Below are 14,356 nucleotides of genomic sequence, written 5' to 3' on the forward strand. Positions count from 1 at the left end.
CGTGCCCCTTTTATGAAATAATAAGTTCTTGTTTCTCGATATGTTCCATTACGTTTTCGAGCTCCTGCATCGTTTCAATCGTAAAATGAGCCCCATTTTCAACAAACCGATTACGAACTATTTCAATTTTTTCACGAAGCTCTACCGAATCCATACTCTCCACTTCCTCTTCCGTTAAACCGAGCTCACTACTTCCAAGAATTACACCAACTGTCCACATTCCAGCATTTCTACCTTCTTTCATATCTGATACTGTGTCCCCTACTTTTATCATATGGTTCATCGGATACACACCAAGTTCCATTGCATTTTTATAGCACATCCATGGATATGGACGGCCTGCTGGAACATCATCTGGCGTAACAAGAAAATCAGGTTTATATCCTTGTAACGCTGCTTCCTTTGCTACAATTTCCATCATTTCTCTCGTATAGCCCGTTGTTGAACCGATTTTAATGCCTCTCTCACGTAAAGAAGCGATTACTTCTTTTACCCCATCAATCGGCGTAGCATAACTTGGTAAAATAGAAAAGAGAATTTCTTCAAACTCTTCATACATCTCATGAATGTCTGCTTCTGTTGGTAATTGACCGAAGACACGCTTCCACTCATCAGCAATACGAGGCATTTCTGTTAGTGCCCTTACATGATCTATTTTTAATAATCCCATTGGCTTACGTGCTTCTTCTGCTGTAATTTCAACGCCGCGTTTTTGAAAAATCTTCATGAATACTTCTAGTGGTGCAAAACATCCGTAATCAACCGTCGTACCTGCCCAATCAAAAATAACTGCTTCAATTTTCATTCTGTCCATCACCTTTCTTACTTATCTTTTTTGCCATTGTGAAGTTCGGTTACGAAGTGCTTTCGTTCCCCGTTCATATACAACTCTCACTACAATATTTGTAACAACAATAAGTACACTCATTGCAGCTGCTGGCGCTACATTTCCTGCATCATCCATATTTACGATTGATACGGCAGCTAGTTTAAAATCAGCTGCATATAGGAATACAACTGCCGATACAGTTACCATTGAATTTACGAAGTAGTACATTACCATTTCTAAAATTGCTGGTAAACACATTGGTACTGTTACTCGGAAGAATGTTTTATAAAACGGAATACCCATCGACTGCGAAACAAGCTCAAACTCTCGGTCTAATTTCTTTAAGGCAGTCGTTGCCGTGACAAATGTTACAGAATAAAAATGAATGATATTTACTAGTACTAACACAGCAATTGTTCCGTATAAAGAATGAAACGGATTCGTTACTGATAGTCCCAGAATTTGAATCGTTGGTTGACTAAAGAAAAAGACATATCCTAATCCGAGTACTAAACCTGGTATCGCTAAAGGAACGATAGAGAAAAAGTAACCTGTTTTTCTGAAAAATTGTAGCTGGTCTATTTTCTCAATTGCATATGCGAATACAAATGTGAAAATCGCCCCAATAACTGCTGTAACTGCTGAAACAATTACGCTATTTTTAAATGCTTCAAGTCCATCTCCTGTTAAACTCGAAAAATTAAAATGCTCAAATGTAAAACTCATATTATATGGCCATACTTTCACACTTGCAGCAATACCAACTGCAACAAATAATAGAATGATCATAAGTGTAATCACACTACAATATATGAATGAGATGACATCTCTTTTCTTATTAGCTATTATTCTGTATGGTACTGCTTTTGAAGATAAGAAATTTGCCTGCTTTCTTTGCGTAATACGATCAACTACAAATGCGAATATAGCTGGGATTAATAAAATCATTCCGACAGTTGCACCCATCGGCATATTTTGCTGTCCAATTACTTGCTTATATACGTCAGTAGCAAGCACATTATATTGACCACCAACAATTTTTGGTGCCCCAAAATCAGTAAAACTAAGTGTAAACACAACAAACATTGCACTAATTAATCCGTACTTTACACTAGGTAAAGTAACCGTGAAAAATTGCTTTGTTTTACTCGCCCCTAACATATTAGAAGCTTCATATAAACGATAATCAGATCCTTGGAAGGCAATTAGCAATATAAGAAAGGCTTGCGGAAATGTATACATAACTTCAGCTATTACAATTCCTACTGGGCCATATAAAGGGATTTGTATACCTTCAAATAAACCAAACATTCCTTTCGTTACTAGCCCTTGATTACCAAATAAATATGTAAGTGCTATACCGTGCATCATCGTTGGTGCGAACAATGGTAATAACGCTACATACTGAAATACACGCTTTCCAAAAACATTCGTACGGGCAATTGCATATGCGTAAACGAATGCGATTGCAACTGAAATAATTGTTGTTGCGCCCGAAATCCATACTGTATTTTGTAAAGACTGAACTAAAGTTGGTGTTGTGAAATATTTACTGAAATTCGCTAAACCAATGAAAACTCCATCTTTATTATAAAAAGCTTGTGTAAATAGTTGTAATAGCGGTAATACAAGTATGATAAGGAAAGAAAGAATCATACCGATAATTACGAACCTTTGGATCCATTCCTCTTTCCCTATACTTCTCTTAATCTTTTTTTTCGTACTTTCTACCTTATAGTTTTCTAACATCTCCATCTATACAATGACCTTCTTTCCATATGACAACATATGATTTTCTGAGAAAGAGATTTGAATCGGCTTTCCTTTTCTAATAGCCGTTGCTTCTACTTCTGACGCTAATATATCCACTACAATTTTCTCATTATAAAGGTGTGTGTTTTCTTGTAAGACTCGCACTTCCGTCCGATATACAGATCCGCGAAATTCCATACTTTCCACAACTGTTTTAATACCGTCCTTTTGTACAATTGTTACATGTTCAGGACGAATTGCATGTTCTTCATTATTTTTCGAAAAGAAATTAATAGAACCAATAAAATCTGCCACAAACGGATTGGCTGGTCTTTGATAAATCTCCTCTGGTGTTCCAATCTGCATAATTTCCGCATGATTCATTACAACAATTTTATCAGCCATCGTTAATGCCTCTTCTTGATCATGCGTGACCATAATAGTTGTTACTCCTACTTTTTCTTGCAAATCACGCATTTCTCTACGCAACTTTTCTCGCACTTTTGCATCTAAAGCAGATAACGGCTCATCGAGTAACAAAATATCCGGAGACAGAGCGAGCGCACGTCCAAGTGCTACTCGCTGCTGTTGTCCACCAGACATTTGAGCAGGATATTTATCTTTTACATTCAGTAAATCAACTAGTTCTAACGCCGATAGCGCCTTCTCTTTTACTTCTGCTTTTCCATACTTTTTTGTCTTTAAGCCGTATTCAATGTTTTCAAGTGCTGTTAAATTCGGAAATAATGCATATGATTGAAACACCATTCCGAAATTCCTCTTTCCAGGAGGTAATGCTGTAATATCTTTTCCATTCACAGCTATACTACCTGTTGTCGCCTCTTCTAGCCCTGCTAAAATTCGAAGCAATGTTGTTTTCCCACAGCCACTTGGGCCTAATAAACATACAAACTCATTTTTTTTCACAGTAAAAGAAATATCCTTTAACGCTGTAAATGCATCAAACTGTTTTTGAATGTGTTGAATTGATAAATATTCGCTCATTTTTTCTCTCTCCCACTCACTTACTTTTTCGGTTCTGCTTTTTGGCCAAACTCTTTTTCCCATTTTTCTAAAATTTTGTCGCGATTTTCTGCTGCCCACTTAAAGTCATTCTTTTTATATAATTTTTCCGTCACATCTTTCGGGAATCCATCTGGAAGTTTATAATCATTTTTAATTGTTGCAAATCCATTTTTCTCGAAGTATAACTTCATTACATCATCAGTAATTGCCCAATCTAAAAATGCTTGCGCTAATTTTTCATTTTTTGCATTATCTTTTTTAATAAGTGCGTTCGCTTCTACTTCCCAACCTAATCCTTCTTTCGGCAATACAACTTCAACTGGTGCACCTTTTTGTTTCTCCTTTAAAGCACTATAAACCATCGATACGCCAACTGGATATTCACCTGCACCTGCTAATTTCGCTGGTTTTGAGCCTGAATGCGTATAAGTTGCTATATTATCATGAAGTTTCTTCATGTAATCCCAGCCTTTATCTTCACCCATAATTTGTAGCCATGCAGAAACTGTTAAAAATCCTGTTCCAGAAGAAGCCGGATGTGGCATAACAAGCGTTCCTTTATATTCTGGTTTCGTTAAGTCTTCGTATGATTCTGGCATCGGTAAATTTTTCTTCTTTAATTCTTCTTTATTTATAACAACCCCCGTCATAAATGCAGTATTTCCTACCCATTTTTCAGGTTGTTTGTCATCTTTAAATTGCGAAAGAACGCGGTCCGCTCCTTTTGGAGAGTACCCTTTTAACATATCTTTTTTATCTAAAGCTAATAGACTTGATGCTGCAGTTCCCCATACAACATCTGCTTGTGTATTTTTTCCTTCAGCTAACAATTTCGCAGTAATAACTCCTGTTGAATCACGTACAATGTTCAATTTCACATCAGGATATTTCTTTTTAAAGGAATCAAGATAAATTGGTACAAGCTCTTCTTCAATCGCTGTGTAAACAGTTAATGATCCAGATAATTTGTCATCTTTCACTTTCGCTCCAGCACTTTCTTCCTTCTTTGCACCACACCCCATTAATAACGAAAATACCATTCCAGTCGCTACAGCTTTAAAGATTGTTTTTTTCACTGTTTCTCTCTCCTTTTACAAATCTTATGTACAACTCAAATATAAACAACTAGTGTAAAAGCAGTATTAAACCAACATTAATCTTTTGTTTGTTGTTTGTTTTTGTGTAATACGTTGCTACTTCTATGTTTTTTCGCATTTTTCTGCTGATAGAAAACACTAAATTTACAAATAATTAAAAATTCCTTTATAATCCCACAAAAAAATGAGGCGTTTGTAAAAAACGCCTCATTTTTATTTCCCTTTTTTTGAATTACGATTTGCATACTTCGCGCTATTTTCTCCTTCATACTCTAATGCAAATTCTGCATCTGGTAAGCTTTCTTTCGGAGTTTTATTATTGTTAATTGCCGCATTTTGTTTCACTTTTCTTTTTACCAATACATTCACCTGCTCTCAAGAAATCACTTTCTACTCTAGTTTGAAGCAAGCTGAAATAATTATTACTGGCAAGTGTTAACAAGTACATAAGAGGCGTTAGATGGAAATACTACATATGAAGAAATCATTATAAAAAGGAGCTCGTATTTTGAAGAAGCAAGATAAAATTCAGTCACCCATTTTAGATGAAACGCTCCCGCATCAAATGAATTTTCCATCTTTTAAAGGAACAGGAAAAACGATGCAACAACCTTTTTTGAATCAATATGATGTTGTAATTGGAGACAGTAAATATAATTCCGAGAACAGTCCGCTTAACAATTGGAGTGATGAAGTAGATCCTGCCATTATGGCTGGAGAAGAATGGATCCATCCTACAAATGATATTGGGTGGATTTCAGAAGAAAATCAAGAGTTGCTAAAAAAAGAAGTAGATAATAAAAAGGATGCTTTTATGCATCCGCAATTTGGCATTAACGACTAAAAAACCATTCTACCTAACATAGGTAGAATGGTTTCATACTATCCAATAATAATCCGCTCTTTCGGATATTTATAGCGAGGTGGCTGTTCTCTTCCGCCACTAGCTAGTATAAATGTTAAAATACCAACGCGACCGATAAACATAAGCACAATGAGTACAATTTTACCAACAGTTGTTAAATCTGGCGTAATACCCGTCGATAGTCCTGTCGTTCCGAAAGCAGAACAGACTTCAACAATTAGACTCATAAGCGGTACATCTTCCGTAATAGATAAAATAAACAATGCTGTAGCACATAATAAAATACCCATTGTCATAACGACAGATGCTTTCAGCACATCTTCTTCATGTAGCTGACGTTTGAAGACTCTAACCGTTCTCCCGCCTCTCGCAAAAGTGTATAGCGATAATATACTAACAGCAAATGTTGTTGTACGTATTCCGCCCCCAACCGAACTTGGAGATGCCCCTATAAACATTAATATACTCATAAATAAAAGCGTCGGTTGTGACAATTCACGTATATCCATCGTAGCAAGTCCACCACTTCGCGTCGTCACAGATTGGAATAATGTATAAAATACAGTTTCATGCCATGACTTTCCTACTAAAAAATGATTTCTCTCCAGTAAAAAAATCATAATTGTACCAACAACAACAAGTGCAAAAAATGTTGTTGTCGTCAATTTTGTAAATAATGAAAAACGAAATAATTGTTGTCGCCTTTTACTAAGAAATTGCTTTACTTCCATTAGCACAGGGAAACCAATCGCGCCTAAAATAATTAGTAACATATGAATCATTTGAACAATATAATCTTTTTTATATGGAATTAATGATTGTCCTGTTAAATCAAATCCGCCGTTCGTAGTCGCACTAACAGCTGCAAAGAAACCGTGAAAATAAGCTTCTTGCCAAGTCGGAAAGTAAAGTAAAAATCTTGTACCTAATAGGATTGCTCCAATAAGTTCTATCGAAATAATTACAATTAAAATAGAACGCATCAATTCTACAAGACCCGATAAATTTCCTTGATTATGATCTGCCATAATTAATCTTCTTCTTTGCAAACCAATCTTTTTTCCCGTAATGATCCAAACAAATGTACCAAGCGCCATAATTCCTAAGCCGCCTAATTGTAGAATAAGGGCTAAAACAATAATTCCTGCTGTAGTAAACGTATCTGAAATCGTAATAACAGACAGTCCCGTAACACTTACCGCACTAACCGATGTAAAAAGCGAATCTATAAATGTCCATTTCACACCAGGCTTCGTAACAAACGGTAAACTAAGCAATATCACCGATACAACTACCGCTAATAAATAAAACAAAACGATGAGTTGTACAGGACGTAATTTTTGTAAAAACTTTTTTATATCTCTCATTCCATCACTTCGCTACCTTTTTTCTATCGATTAAATAAAGAAAAATCTTTACTTTCTTTATTTGTAAATAACTGCTCAAATAATTTGGCAAATACCATTCCATACACAGTTCCATTACCTCCGTGCAATAATGCGTAAAATAAATTATGTATCTTCTTATCTTCTTTTAAAATAGGTAGACCATCATGACTACTACCAAATGCTGCTGCCCAATAATACTCTGCTTGTATATTCTTATACTGTGGGAACATCTCTCTTACAATGTTAATAAGGATATCACGCTTACGCAATAGTTTCGTATCACCAATCGGTTGAATTTGCATCGCTTCATCTAATCCGCCTACCATAATGCGGTTTTGAAACGTCCGAAAATATAAGTAGGGACGTGCTGTTTCCCAAATTAACGATCGCTCATGCCAGCCATCAAACTGATCTATTTCATTTGTCACAACTGCATAAGATGCCTCTACTGTTGTATTTTTTTCTTTCTTTCCAAAAAGCGCTTCATAGCCCGTCGCCATAATAATATTCTTTGCTACAATTTGATTTCCTGTTTTCGTGTAACAAATTAAATCATTTTGCCGTTTTTTTATATGTATTGCCTCTGTATGTTCATATATATTAGCTCCCATTTGGTTTGCTTTATGCAAAAGACTATGCGCTAGTAAATACGGATTCACCTCAGCATCACCGTGTGTATACAATGCCGCTTGTTTTATAAAAGGATAACGTTCCTTAATATCAGATTCTGTAAAATACTCAACAGGAAATCCATAATTCTGTAACGTATTGTACTCCTCTTGTAAAAATGAGACATCCTCACTTTTACTTGCATAATATAAACTACTTCTTGGCATAAAATAGGGATCAATATCGAGAGTAGGTACCACTTTCTCCATTGTTCGTAACGCTTCGTAACACAGTTTATATGCTCGTACCCCTTTTTCTTCACCAAATGTATGGATAAGTGAGGTTAACGATTTATCATGAAGAAACTGTAATAAACCTACATTTGCAAATGTACTACCACATGCTATTTCTCTTTTTTCAATAAGCATTACACTCATACCGATTTTCGCTAAAGAATACGCTATATGAGCACCGGCTTCGCCACTTCCGACTACGAGCACATCACATATCATATCATTTTCTAACAGTGGATAACAAGGTACAGAAACTCCTGTATTCCAAAACAACTTACCCGTCATAAGTTTCATAATTATACTCCTAAAATATAAATTTCTCCTTTCTATGTTTTGTTATTTTTCATAAAAAAATCCAACTAACATAGGCTAGTTGGATTTTTTTATTTTTAATTAGAACGCTCTTCAAGCCAATTTCCAATCGTCGGATATGTTTGTTTTACAGCTGTTCCACCGTAAACGATAGACATATGCCCTGTTGGTAAACATACATATTGTTTATCTGTGCTAGAAATATGATCTAGTAATGCTTCTACTTGACATGGCAAAGCGATATGATCACGTTTCCCGGAAATATTTAAGACATTCGCCTTAATATTTGCAAGGTCTACCTTTTGTCCGCGAATAACGAGTTCACCCTTAACCAATTTATTATTTTGATAAAAATCACGAATCCACTGTCTGTATGATTCACCTGGGAACGGAATACCATCACCAACCCACTTTTGAACCAATCTCCAGCTTTCGACGAAGCGCTCATTCTCTGAACGATCTACTAAAGCAACATATGGACCAACAAAGTTCGTAATTGGCTTTAACATTTTGTTTCCGAAATCAATCATTTCTGGCGGAATATTTCCAAATGTATCAACGGCTTTATCTAAATTGAAATATTTCTCATCTAATAAAGGACCATACAATCCTGTTTCAGAGAAATCAAAAGGACTTGTCATGAAAATCAAATTACGAATTGGCATGTGCGGATGAAGTGCTGCATAAATAGAAGTTAGCGTTCCACCCATGCAATAACCAAGTAAAGAAATCTCGTCCGATTTTGCAGTTCGCATTACTTTTTTTACTGCTTTTGCAATATAATCAAACACGAAATCATCAAATTTCAAATGACTATCTTCTAAACCAAATGTGCCCCAATCAAGCATATACACATCAAAACCACGATCCACTAGATATTCCACTAAACTATTTCCAGGAGTTAAATCCATAATATATGGTTTATTAATAAGAGCATATATTAATAGAATTGGAACTCTTTGTGTTTTTTCTTGTTTTGGAATGTAGCGATAAAGCTTCGTCTTATTCTTCGTCCAAATAACCTCTTTCGGCGTTAATCCTACTTGCGGCTCTGGTTCACGTAATAAAATTTCACTCGCCCTTTTCACTCGGCGGTACGCTTTTCGGTACTCTTCTGGGTATAGCTCTAATTGCTTTTCCCATTCTGTTGCGAATGTAGTCATTTTTTTATCTCCTTTTTGGTCGATTTTCTTCTTAAAAAAAGAAGTGCATTCCTGCTATGGATATGCACTTTTTTCTTACTTCATTACATATATAATCCGCCGTTAATGTTTAATTGTTGACCTGTGATATACGCACCATCACGGCATAGGTATACTACACCTTTTGCAATTTCATCAGCTTGACCAAAACGTTTTTTCGGGATTTTTGCAACAATTTTTTGACGTACTTCTTCTGGTACTTCTGCTACCATTTCAGTATCAATAAATCCTGGGCAAATAGCGTTTACAGTGACATTTGTTTTTGCAAGTTCTAACGCTAATGATTTTGTAAATCCTAACATACCCGCTTTTGCTGCTGAGTAGTTTGTTTGGCCAAATCCACCTGCTTGACCAATAATAGAAGAAATGCTAATAATTCTTCCTTCTTCCGCTTCCGTTATGTATGGAAGAACCGCGCTTGTCGTATTAAATACGCTGCTTAAATTCACGTCAATTACGCGCTCCCAATCTTCACGATTTAACTTTTTGAATGTACGATCTCTTGTAATACCAGCATTATTAACAAGAATATCAACTTTACCAAAATGATTCACAGCTTCTTCTACAAGTCGGTTTGCATCTTCTACTTTAGAAACATCCGCTTGCACTGCATAAACGTCATGCCCGTCTTTTCCTAATTCATTTACTAAATTTTCAGCTGCTTCTTTACTGCTATTATAGTTAATAACTACTTTCGCTCCCTCTTGTGCTAATGCTACTGTAATTGCTTTTCCAATTCCTTTTGCTCCACCTGTTACGATTGCTACTTTTCCATTTAATTGAACCATTTCTTTTCCCCCTTAAATGAATTTGTGAACGATTGTTATGAATCATTTTGGTACTCATACTATAGAGTCCATATATAATTATGTTTCGCTGTTTATACGTGAAAAGAGATTCTCCCTCTCTCTTTTACCTGTTATAAACAAGCGTTTTTATCATTTTTTATTTTCTGGTTTATTCGCAGGCTTTACCTCTTCTTTTACAGGTACTTGTAGTTTAGCTAGTACTGCATTTTGCTTTTCTAGCAATTCTACAATTTGATCTACTTTTGTTTCAAGCGTACGAATATCTTGTTTTACTTTCGTCACATCACGCTTTAATGTAGGAGCTTGTCCTAAAGAATCTACTTTCTCTTCTAGAAACTCCTCAATGTTATCTACTTTATTTTCTAAGTTAATAACAAGCGTAGCCACTCTTGCGATATCTTCTTTCGTCGGCACATTTACTTGTTCTAAATAGTTTTTTGTCGTATCATTTAATGCTTTTTGATAAAACAAATTCAAATCTAGAACGCTGCCCATCCAAGCAGAATATTCTTCTGTTTTAATTGTTTCATTGAGCGCTTTTCCCCAAAATGTTTCGGTTTGTTCATAAGCATTTTTCCATGCTTGTAGTGGATCGAATTTTTGATCAATCACTTTACCTACACTCCCTTTTTCGTTTTTGAAACAATTCAACCTATTCACTATTTTCTAATATTCTGAATAAAACTTCAAGTCTATATTTTATTTTTTCTATTTTCTAACAAATGTGTTGACTTTAAAAACAGATAGGTGTAAATTGCACTTATAAGCAAAAAATTCCATCTAACTGATTCATGAGGTGATGCACAATCATGCTACAAAATGAACCAGAACAACGCGAAAGTTTGGAGAGCAACCAAGCGAAACAACCAAACTCCATGCCAAAAAACTTCTTAGTTCCCTTCTTACTTCTCTGTCTAAAAGACTGGAGTCTTCATGGTTACAAACTTATTCAAATGCTAATGGATATCGGCTTTTCTTCTGTTGACCAAGGTAATGTTTATAGAACACTACGCAAATTAGAAAAAGAAAACCTTATTTCTTCTACTTGGGATACAAGCGATGGAGGGCCGGCAAAAAGAATTTATTCTCTAACTGAATATGGAGAGCAATATTTAACAACATGTGCGACTTCTTTTGAACATTATCAAAATATGTTGCGAACGTTTTTCACGTTATACACCAATGCATTCTTTCCATTTTCTACTTCTCCAGAAAAGGATGAAAAGGATTCTTCATCTTCACCTGGTGGTACAGCAGAGTAATCTGCGTTCACAATATGCAAAAAAACATTTGGGGGTCAAACAATGGAAACTAAACCATACGAATTAGTCGATGCATTTTGGAAAAACTGGTCTCAATCACTTTCCCTTTTCTCTTCAGCTGGAAAACAGTTAGAGCAACTTACTTTAGAAACATTAAAACAACAACAAGACGCTTTGCATAAATTAACATCAGGAGTAGATGAACTAGAAAAAGAACTGCAACAACTCACTGCTCAGTTCAATAATCAATATACAGATTACGTGAAACAATTAACTGGAAACTCCTTAAATGATCAAATTAACGAATGGCAAGACAAGTGGAAGGAACTTTCTGCTCATATGCATCAGCTTACCGTTTCTCCTACAAAAACTTCTTTGTCAATTCTTACACAAACAAGCGGTCAATTTGAAGAAACAACAAAACAATTTATTGAGCAACAACAATTACAACGTGAAGAGGCTCAAAAACAGTTAGAGGGTTTTTTGGAAGAGTTCAAGTCAAAACAGTTGGAACTCGCAAAAAAGTTCGAGGAAAACTCAAAAAATCTATTTACTTCCATCAAGTAAGAAAAATGTGGGAGCTAACCGCAGCACAAACAAAACTCTTTCTTCCTCCTACTACATCAAGGTGGCTAACATTTTTCGATATGGAAAAGAAGGAGGACAAAATGAATCCATTTCAAGAAGCACAAACTGTTCCGGAGCTTCGCTATGATGAGATTCAAGTCGGTGATCAAGCATCCCTTACAAAAACAATTACAGATGAAGATGTTATCAATTTTGCAAAATTGACTGGAGATGTGAATCCTATTCACATTTTAGATTCTTTTGCAAAAACGACAATGTTTAAAGAACGTATTGCTCACGGAATGCTCGTCTCGAGTTTTATTTCTACCATCCTTGGAACGAAACTCCCAGGCAAAAATACGATTTATTTATCCCAAAATGTTTCATTCCGTGCCCCTGTCAAAATCGGTGATACACTTCGCGTTGTGGCAGAGGTTATCAAGAAGCGTGACGATAAAAAAATCATTACGTTGCAAACAAACATATATAATCAATCAGATGATATTGTCGTGGAAGGAACAGCGACAATACTAAAAAAAGAGTAGCAAATTTGCTACTCTTTTTTCTATCCAAGAACTTCTAATCGCACCGATTACTTCCGCGTATGAGTACGTCGTTTCCACATAAAATAACGTTACCAGTTTAGATAAGAACTTAGCTGAACTGGACTACTCATAAGGATGTGTATCAACATGGTAAAAACAAACAAATTATTAGTTCCAGGTGCAGAACAAGCGCTTGAACAATTTAAATATGAAATTGCACAAGAATTTGGTGTAAGCTTAGGATCTAATACAGCATCTCGTTCTAACGGTTCAGTTGGCGGTGAAGTAACAAAACGTCTTGTTGCTTTAGCTCAACAACAACTACGTGGATAATAATATAACATATGGCTTAGAGGCAGATATTCTCTGCCTCTTTCTATTTTTAACATACATAATCGTACTTTTTCACATACTAGTAAAAGCAAACTGAAAGGAACGATATGTAACATGAAACGGATTAATATTCGCATGAGTCCTCCCCGTGTTCTTACATTGGCTTTTATTATGTTATCACTTATCGGTACATGCTTATTAAAGTTGCCAATTGCTACAACAACGTCTATCTCATGGCTAGATGCTTTATTTACAACCGTTTCTGCTTGTACGGTTACAGGGCTTGGTGTGGTAGACACTGGGAAGGTATTTACCTTATTTGGCCAATGTGTCATTTTAACACTTATACAAGTAGGCGGACTGGGCATTATGAGCTTTGCTGTCTTAATTGCGATTATGCTCGGAAGAAAAATCGGTCTTCAAAATCGGATTTTACTGCAACAAGCATTAAATCAAACGAATATCGGCGGCGTCATCCGTCTTGCCAAAGCATTATTTTTATTCTCTTTTACAGTCGAATGTATCGCTACTATAATTCTTTCTTTTGAATGGGTACCCAAATACGGGGTTACGAAAGGGATCTATTATAGTTTTTTCCATTCAATCTCAGCCTTTAACAATGCTGGCTTTTCTGTGTGGAGCGATAATTTAATGTCCCATTCTCATAGTATTCTTGTCAATCTCGTCATTTCCTCTCTCATCATTTTAGGTGGAATTGGTTTTACAGTAATCGTAGACATAAAAAGAAAGAAAAACTTTAAAAACCTTACACTACATTCAAAACTTATGCTCTCTTCTACTCTAATCGTCAACATTATTGCTACCCTTTTTATTTTTATATTCGAGTTCCATAACTCCCTTTCTATGAGAGGTTTTACCCCATTTGAAGAAGGATTGGCCTCTTATTTTCAAGCAATTTCAACGCGAACTGCCGGGTTTAATACAGTTGATATTTCTACATTATCAAAACCTTCCCTCCTATTAATGATGCTCCTTATGTTTATTGGTGCTGGTAGCGCTTCAACTGGTGGTGGGATTAAGTTAACAACATTTTTAATCATATTTTTTGGCGTATTTAAATTTTTACAACAACAAGAGGATATTGTCGTATTTAAAAAATCCATTAAAGATACTCTCATTGTCAAATCATTAACCATTACTATTATTTCCATTTCATTTATCTTTTTTGCTATTTTAATTTTAAGTATTACTGAGCGAGTTCCTCTATTGATGAGTGCTTTCGAAGTATTTTCAGCATTTGGGACTGTTGGCCTCAGTATGAATTTAACACCCCACTTAACTATAATCGGAAAAGCTATTATTATCTTTATGATGTTTTTTGGGAAAATGGGTCCTTTAACATTGGCTTTTTCATTTGCTCGTAAAAAGAACCCGAAAATAAAATATCCGAATGAAGATATTTTAACAGGTTGACAACCGTATAAATTATCCATATAATGAGAATAC

The 14,356-nt window shown here is 35.5% G+C and carries 16 protein-coding genes; 6 read left to right on the top strand and 10 right to left on the bottom strand.

The features are described 5' to 3' along the window. Positions 1 to 10 precede the first annotated feature (10 nt). The 5 genes from phnX to AC0OM3_RS17970 all read right to left on the bottom strand — a co-directional run bounded on the left by phnX (position 11) and on the right by AC0OM3_RS17970 (position 5,049). Complete coding sequence (phnX, locus tag AC0OM3_RS17950; RefSeq protein WP_000687400.1) at positions 11 to 805, bottom strand: phosphonoacetaldehyde hydrolase; 795 nt, start codon at positions 803 to 805, stop codon at positions 11 to 13. 21 nt (positions 806 to 826) lie between these two features. Further along, the gene (locus AC0OM3_RS17955; protein ID WP_163050915.1) at positions 827 to 2,584 is read right to left on the bottom strand and encodes a putative 2-aminoethylphosphonate ABC transporter permease subunit; all 1,758 of its coding nucleotides are present in this window, start codon (positions 2,582 to 2,584) and stop codon (positions 827 to 829) included. Beyond that, on the bottom strand, positions 2,585 to 3,586 hold the full coding sequence (locus AC0OM3_RS17960) for a putative 2-aminoethylphosphonate ABC transporter ATP-binding protein (RefSeq protein ID WP_074593923.1): 1,002 nt from the start codon (positions 3,584 to 3,586) through the stop codon (positions 2,585 to 2,587). Between the two features lie 20 nt (positions 3,587 to 3,606). Beyond that, positions 3,607 to 4,683 (bottom strand): putative 2-aminoethylphosphonate ABC transporter substrate-binding protein, encoded by a 1,077-nt coding sequence (locus tag AC0OM3_RS17965; protein WP_474212551.1) that lies wholly within the window; start codon positions 4,681 to 4,683, stop codon positions 3,607 to 3,609. Positions 4,684 to 4,917: 234 nt separating this feature from the next. Next, positions 4,918 to 5,049, bottom strand: coding sequence for a hypothetical protein (locus AC0OM3_RS17970; protein WP_474212610.1), 132 nt, complete (start codon positions 5,047 to 5,049; stop codon positions 4,918 to 4,920). Between the two features lie 163 nt (positions 5,050 to 5,212). Here AC0OM3_RS17970 and AC0OM3_RS17975 point away from each other — a divergent pair, with 163 nt between their 5' ends. Then, positions 5,213 to 5,548 (top strand): DUF3905 domain-containing protein, encoded by a 336-nt coding sequence (locus AC0OM3_RS17975; protein WP_000743724.1) that lies wholly within the window; start codon positions 5,213 to 5,215, stop codon positions 5,546 to 5,548. A gap of 38 nt (positions 5,549 to 5,586) precedes the next feature. Here AC0OM3_RS17975 and AC0OM3_RS17980 read toward each other — a convergent pair whose 3' ends face one another. The 5 genes from AC0OM3_RS17980 to phaR form a co-directional block, all read right to left on the bottom strand. After that, positions 5,587 to 6,936 (bottom strand): TrkH family potassium uptake protein, encoded by a 1,350-nt coding sequence (locus AC0OM3_RS17980; protein WP_001204713.1) that lies wholly within the window; start codon positions 6,934 to 6,936, stop codon positions 5,587 to 5,589. Positions 6,937 to 6,959: 23 nt separating this feature from the next. After that, positions 6,960 to 8,153, bottom strand: a complete 1,194-nt coding sequence (locus AC0OM3_RS17985; RefSeq protein WP_000772561.1) for an NAD(P)/FAD-dependent oxidoreductase — start codon at positions 8,151 to 8,153, stop codon at positions 6,960 to 6,962. 95 nt (positions 8,154 to 8,248) lie between these two features. Continuing rightward, positions 8,249 to 9,334 carry a class III poly(R)-hydroxyalkanoic acid synthase subunit PhaC gene (gene phaC / locus AC0OM3_RS17990; RefSeq protein ID WP_000206336.1) on the bottom strand — a complete coding sequence of 362 codons (1,086 nt, stop codon included), beginning with the start codon at positions 9,332 to 9,334 and terminating at the stop codon, positions 8,249 to 8,251. Positions 9,335 to 9,417: 83 nt separating this feature from the next. Then, positions 9,418 to 10,161, bottom strand: a complete 744-nt coding sequence (locus AC0OM3_RS17995; RefSeq protein WP_000250407.1) for an acetoacetyl-CoA reductase — start codon at positions 10,159 to 10,161, stop codon at positions 9,418 to 9,420. A 150-nt stretch (positions 10,162 to 10,311) separates the two neighbouring features. Continuing rightward, positions 10,312 to 10,794 (bottom strand): polyhydroxyalkanoic acid synthase subunit PhaR, encoded by a 483-nt coding sequence (gene phaR / locus AC0OM3_RS18000; RefSeq protein ID WP_000566944.1) that lies wholly within the window; start codon positions 10,792 to 10,794, stop codon positions 10,312 to 10,314. A gap of 197 nt (positions 10,795 to 10,991) precedes the next feature. Here phaR and phaQ point away from each other — a divergent pair, with 197 nt between their 5' ends. The 5 genes from phaQ (at position 10,992) to AC0OM3_RS18025 (ending at position 14,323) form a co-directional block, all read left to right on the top strand. Continuing rightward, positions 10,992 to 11,444 (top strand): poly-beta-hydroxybutyrate-responsive repressor, encoded by a 453-nt coding sequence (gene phaQ, locus AC0OM3_RS18005; RefSeq protein ID WP_000939955.1) that lies wholly within the window; start codon positions 10,992 to 10,994, stop codon positions 11,442 to 11,444. 42 nt (positions 11,445 to 11,486) lie between these two features. Then, positions 11,487 to 12,011, top strand: a complete 525-nt coding sequence (phaP, locus tag AC0OM3_RS18010; RefSeq protein ID WP_000448594.1) for a polyhydroxyalkanoic acid inclusion protein PhaP — start codon at positions 11,487 to 11,489, stop codon at positions 12,009 to 12,011. A 101-nt stretch (positions 12,012 to 12,112) separates the two neighbouring features. Continuing rightward, positions 12,113 to 12,556 carry a MaoC family dehydratase gene (locus tag AC0OM3_RS18015; protein ID WP_001067916.1) on the top strand — a complete coding sequence of 148 codons (444 nt, stop codon included), beginning with the start codon at positions 12,113 to 12,115 and terminating at the stop codon, positions 12,554 to 12,556. Between the two features lie 147 nt (positions 12,557 to 12,703). After that, the gene (locus AC0OM3_RS18020; RefSeq protein ID WP_000241212.1) at positions 12,704 to 12,889 is read left to right on the top strand and encodes an alpha/beta-type small acid-soluble spore protein; all 186 of its coding nucleotides are present in this window, start codon (positions 12,704 to 12,706) and stop codon (positions 12,887 to 12,889) included. Positions 12,890 to 13,003: 114 nt separating this feature from the next. Next, the gene (locus AC0OM3_RS18025; RefSeq protein ID WP_000822325.1) at positions 13,004 to 14,323 is read left to right on the top strand and encodes a TrkH family potassium uptake protein; all 1,320 of its coding nucleotides are present in this window, start codon (positions 13,004 to 13,006) and stop codon (positions 14,321 to 14,323) included. The last annotated feature ends 33 nt before the right edge of the window (positions 14,324 to 14,356 follow it).

The organism is Bacillus sp. FAU20, assembly GCF_056033865.1.

Bases quoted from the DNA above. Each gene is read 5' to 3' on its own strand.
- phnX (WP_000687400.1), bottom strand. From the start codon at position 805: ATGAAAATTGAAGCAGTTATTTTTGATTGGGCAGGTACGACGGTTGAT.
- AC0OM3_RS17955 (WP_163050915.1), bottom strand. From the start codon at position 2,584: ATGGAGATGTTAGAAAACTATAAGGTAGAAAGTACGAAAAAAAAGATT.
- AC0OM3_RS17960 (WP_074593923.1), bottom strand. From the start codon at position 3,586: ATGAGCGAATATTTATCAATTCAACACATTCAAAAACAGTTTGATGCA.
- AC0OM3_RS17980 (WP_001204713.1), bottom strand. From the start codon at position 6,936: ATGAGAGATATAAAAAAGTTTTTACAAAAATTACGTCCTGTACAACTC.
- AC0OM3_RS17985 (WP_000772561.1), bottom strand. From the start codon at position 8,153: ATGAAACTTATGACGGGTAAGTTGTTTTGGAATACAGGAGTTTCTGTA.
- phaC (WP_000206336.1), bottom strand. From the start codon at position 9,334: ATGACTACATTCGCAACAGAATGGGAAAAGCAATTAGAGCTATACCCA.
- AC0OM3_RS17995 (WP_000250407.1), bottom strand. From the start codon at position 10,161: ATGGTTCAATTAAATGGAAAAGTAGCAATCGTAACAGGTGGAGCAAAA.
- phaQ (WP_000939955.1), top strand. From the start codon at position 10,992: ATGCTACAAAATGAACCAGAACAACGCGAAAGTTTGGAGAGCAACCAA.
- phaP (WP_000448594.1), top strand. From the start codon at position 11,487: ATGGAAACTAAACCATACGAATTAGTCGATGCATTTTGGAAAAACTGG.
- AC0OM3_RS18015 (WP_001067916.1), top strand. From the start codon at position 12,113: ATGAATCCATTTCAAGAAGCACAAACTGTTCCGGAGCTTCGCTATGAT.
- AC0OM3_RS18020 (WP_000241212.1), top strand. From the start codon at position 12,704: ATGGTAAAAACAAACAAATTATTAGTTCCAGGTGCAGAACAAGCGCTT.
- AC0OM3_RS18025 (WP_000822325.1), top strand. From the start codon at position 13,004: ATGAAACGGATTAATATTCGCATGAGTCCTCCCCGTGTTCTTACATTG.